This window comes from Kitasatospora sp. MY 5-36 (assembly GCF_001182915.1).
Classification (GTDB): domain Bacteria; phylum Actinomycetota; class Actinomycetes; order Streptomycetales; family Streptomycetaceae; genus Kitasatospora.
Window position 1 is genome coordinate 1 of sequence record NZ_LFVW01000533.1, and the last position, 4,282, is coordinate 4,282.

Sequence of the window (4,282 nt, forward strand, 5' to 3'; positions counted from 1 at the left end):
TCGTACATCGCCCTGGACCGGGCGAGCGCCGCCGCCGGGAGCAGCAGCACCATCGGCGTCAACATCCCCGACCTGCGGGTCTACGTCCTCGACCAGCACCTCCAGCCCGTCCCGCCCGGTGTCACCGGCGAGATGTACGTGGCGGGGGCGGGCCTGGCCCGCGGCTACCTCGGCCGCCCCGAGCTGTCCGCCACCCGCTTCGTCGCCGACCCGTACGCCGCGCTGTTCGGCGAGCGCGGCACCCGGATGTACCGCTCCGGGGACCTCGCCCGGCGCCGCGCCGACGGCGTCCTGGAGTACTTCGGCCGCGCCGACCAGCAGGTCAAGCTGCGCGGCTTCCGGATCGAACTCGGCGAGATCGAGGCCGTGCTGGCCGCCCACCCGGCCGTCGCCGACGCCGCCGTGGTGGTGCGGGAGGACGTGCCGGGGGACAAGCGGCTGGTCGGCTACGCGGTCGCGCCGGTCGGCGCCGTGGGACCGGTCGGCACCGCCACCCCGGACGAGCTGCGCGCCCACGCCGCCGCCGAACTGCCCGCCCACATGGTGCCCTCCGCCGTCGTCCTGCTCGACCGCCTCCCGCTGACCGCCAACGGCAAGCTCGACCGCCGCGCCCTGCCCGCCCCCGAGGCCCCCGCCGCAGGGGCCGGCCGCCCGCCGCGCACCCCGCGCGAGCAGCAGCTGTGCGAACTGTTCGCCGAGGTGCTGGGCGTGGCCTCGGTCGGCGTCGAGGACGACTTCTTCGCACTCGGCGGGCACTCGCTGCTGGTCGTGCGGCTCGCCGGGCGGATCCGCGAGGTGCTCGGACTGGAGGTCGGCATCGGCGCGCTGTTCCAGGCGTCGACCGTGGCCGCCCTGGACGCCGCCCTCGCGGCGGGCGCGCCCGCCGCCGACGCCCTGGACGTGCTGCTGCCGCTGCGGCCCGTCGCTCCCGGCCGGCAGCGCCCGCTGTTCGCCGTCCACCCGGCCGGCGGCCTCAGCTGGTGCTACACCGGCCTGATCCGCAACCTGCCCGGCGAGGTGCCGATCTACGGCCTCCAGGCCCAGGGCGTCGGTGCCGCCACCGCCGAACTCCCGCTGCCGGAAACGCTGGAGGAGCTGGCCGCGCACTACGCCGGCCGGCTGCGCGAGGTCCAGCCGGACGGCCCGTACCGGCTGCTCGGCTGGTCCACCGGCGGGATCATCGCGCACGCGGTGGCCGTCCGGCTCCAGGAGCTGGGCCAGGAGGTCGAGTTGCTCGCCATCCTGGACGCCTACCCGGCCGAGGGCTTCCGCGAGCTGCCCGTCCCCGACCAGGCCGAGGCACTGGAGGCGCTGCTCACCATGGGCGGCTTCGGACCGGAGGACCTCGACGGCCTGCCGCTCGAACTCGGCGCCGTCACCGCGCTGCTGCGCCGCGAGGGCAGCCCGCTCGCCGGGCTGGACGAGAGCACCGTGGCCGCGCTCAACCGGATCTACCTCAACACCAACCACCTGGTGCGCGGCTACGACCACCGCCGCTTCGACGGCGACGTGCTGTTCTTCCGCGCCACCGTCGACACCATCGACGACACCCTGGTGCCCGAGCTGTGGACGCCGTACGTGTCCGGCCGGATCGACAACACGGACGTGGCCTGTTCCCACAAGGACATGACCCTGCCCGAGCCGATCGCGCACATCGCGAGCGTGATCGCCGACCACCTCAAGCAGTCCGACAAGCAGTCCGACAAGAAGACCGACGATGGAGAAGACCACCGATGAGTGACGCCCCCGCCAACCCCTTCGACGCCGACGGCGAGTTCCTCGCGCTCGTCAACGCCGAGGGACAGCACTCCCTGTGGCCCGCCTTCGCCGCCGTCCCGGCCGGTTGGACCGTCGCCCACGGCCCCTGCGAGCGGCCGGCTGCCCTGGAGTGGATCACCGCGCACTGGACCACGCTGTGACCCCTCCGGCAACCCCTCCGGCGGTCCAGGCCCCGGCGCGCCCCCTGCTCGCGGGGCGCGCCGCGGTGGTGGTCGTCTACACGGCCGCGATGTGCATGAACGGCCTGGACTCGACCATCGTCAACCCGGCGCTGTTCAGCATCGCCGAGGACTTCGGCCGCCCGGTCTCGGCGGCGAACGCCGTGGAGACCGCCTTCCTGGTCGGCCTCGCCCTCGGACTGCCGGTGGCCGGCTGGCTCGGCGACCGGTACGGCGTCAAGCGGGTCTTCCTCGGCTCGCTCGCCGCCTTCACCCTCGCCTCCGCGCTCTGCGCGGCGGCGCCCGGCCTGGGCGCGCTGTCCGCCGCCCGGGCCGTCCAGGGCGTGGCCGGCGGGCTGCTCACACCGGTCGGGATGACCCTGCTGTTCCGGGCCTTCGCCCCGCACGAGCGGGCCGGCCTGGGCCGCATCCTGATCGTCCCGACCGCGCTGATGCCCGCCCTCGGGCCGCCGCTCGGCGGCTTCCTCACCGAACACCTCTCCTGGCACTGGCTGTTCCTGGTCAACGTGCCGATCGGCGCGGCCGCCGTGCTGATCGGGCTGATCGGCCTGCGCGGCGAACAGGAGCCCCCGGCCGGCCGCTTCGACACCACCGGCTTCCTGCTCGCCACCCCCGGCCTCGGGCTGCTCACCTACGCCCTCGGCTTCGGCCCGGCGCACGGCTGGGCCTCCCCGGGGGTGGCCCTCGGCGGACTGCTCGGCCTGGTCCTGCTGGGCGCCGCCGTACGGCACCAACTGCGCACCGCCGAGCCCCTGGTGGAGCTGCGGCTGCTCGCCGACCGCACCTTCGGCACGGCGAGCTGGCTGGCCCTGCTGACCTCGGCCGGGCTGATGGGCGCCCTGTTCGTGCTGCCGCTGCTCTACCAGGCGGCGCGCGGCGCCACCGCCCTGGACGCCGGGCTGAGCGTCTTCCCGGAGGCCATCGGTCTGATGGCCGCCTCGCAGGTGGTGGACCGCCTGCTGCCCCGCCTCGGCCCACGCCGGCTGGCCCTGCCCGGGCTGCTGCTGGCGGCGGCCGTGCTGGCCGCGCTCGGCTTCGCGGAGAACCCGTGGGCCGTACGGGCGTTGATGTTCGCCGTCGGACTGGTGCTGGGCATTGCCGTGCTCACCGTCCAGATCGCCGGCTTCGCCGACGTCCCGCCGCCCGCGATGGGCCGCGCGATGGGCCTGTTCACCATCCTGCGCACCCTCGGCGGCGCCCTCGGTATCGCCGCCACCGCGGCCCTCATCGGCGCGTTCGGCGACGGCGCGGGCGCCGGACCGTACCGGCTCGCCCTCGGGCTCACGGCGGCCCTGGTCGCCGCCGGTGCCCTCCTGGCCGTCCGCCTCCCGGTCGACGCCCCGGGCCCGCCGCCGGAGGACTGAGCCCTCAGGTGGTGGTCGTCCGCCCGGCCGCGTCGTGCGGCCCGGCGGACGACCACCGCACCGGACACGGGAGCAACGCCACCGTGCCGGATCGTCCCGCCGACCGACCCCGACAACGACTCGAGCGGGAAGCCCATCCGCGACTACCCGCGGATGGGCTTCCCGCTCTACCCGGTCGTGGACCCCGGAAGAAGACGGTGACGCCGTTCCCGGATCCCGACCGCGACCGCCGGCGGCGATCAGGGGTGAGGTCCCCGATCGCCGCCGACCGCCCGCGGACCGGCTGGTCCGCAGGTCACCGGCCGCCCAGCAGGTGGGCGAGCCCGTCGGCCAGGCCGCCGCGCCAACAGGCGTAGTCGTGACCGCCGTTGAACTCGCGGTAGGCGAGGTCGTAGCCGCGGGCGGTGAGGACGTCGCGCAGGTGGCGGTTCTGGGCGAGCAGCATCCACTCCTGGAGCCCGACCTCGATCCAGAAGCGGGCCGGGCGCCGCTGTTCGGCGGCGAGGCGGCGGGTCAGCCACTCGCTGCCGACGTCGAACTCGGTCTCGTCGGGCCACCAGAAGGAGCCGGACTGGGAGAGCGCGTTGCCGAAGCGCTCCGGGCGGCGGTAGGCCGCGTAGGCGGCGGTGAGGCCGCCCGCGCTCTGGCCCGCGACCACGGTGTCGGCGGGGTCGGTGCTCGCGCCGAACTCCTTTACGGCCCAGGGGAGGAGGCGGTCGGCGAGGAGGTCGACGAAGGCCGGGTTGCAGCTCAGGTCGTCCGGCCGCTGCGGGCCCATGGTGTGCACGAGCAGGGCGACGGTCGGCGGGATCGCACCGTCCGCCGCCAGGTTGTCGAGGGTGTCGCCGACGGACAGCACCCCGCCCCACATCTCGCCGTCCAGCAGCACCGCGACCGGGTACGGTCCGCCGTCCGCGCGGTGCCCGGCCGGGAGGTGGACGTCCACCCGCCGGCCGGCCG

4 protein-coding genes are annotated in these 4,282 nt (G+C 75.4%); 3 read left to right on the forward strand and 1 reads right to left on the reverse strand.

All coding sequences use genetic code 11. The annotated features are described in order from the left end of the window. From AE652_RS29290 to AE652_RS29300, 3 genes are all read left to right on the forward strand, one after another. The coding region (locus tag AE652_RS29290) for a thioesterase domain-containing protein (protein WP_049656913.1) at window positions 1-1,737 on the forward strand (1,737 nt) is incomplete at its 5' end. Next, window positions 1,734-1,919, forward strand: a complete 186-nt coding sequence (locus AE652_RS29295; RefSeq protein ID WP_049656914.1) for an MbtH family protein — start codon at window positions 1,734-1,736, stop codon at window positions 1,917-1,919. The genes AE652_RS29290 and AE652_RS29295, both read left to right, overlap by 4 nt. Further along, complete coding sequence (locus AE652_RS29300) at window positions 1,916-3,322, forward strand: DHA2 family efflux MFS transporter permease subunit (protein WP_049656917.1); 1,407 nt, start codon at window positions 1,916-1,918, stop codon at window positions 3,320-3,322. The genes AE652_RS29295 and AE652_RS29300 overlap by 4 nt, the downstream gene beginning before the upstream one ends. Window positions 3,323-3,617: 295 nt before the next feature. Here AE652_RS29300 and AE652_RS29305 read toward each other — a convergent pair. Next, window positions 3,618-4,282 (reverse strand): esterase family protein (locus tag AE652_RS29305; RefSeq protein ID WP_049656918.1); only part of this gene is annotated, 665 nt, incomplete at its 5' end.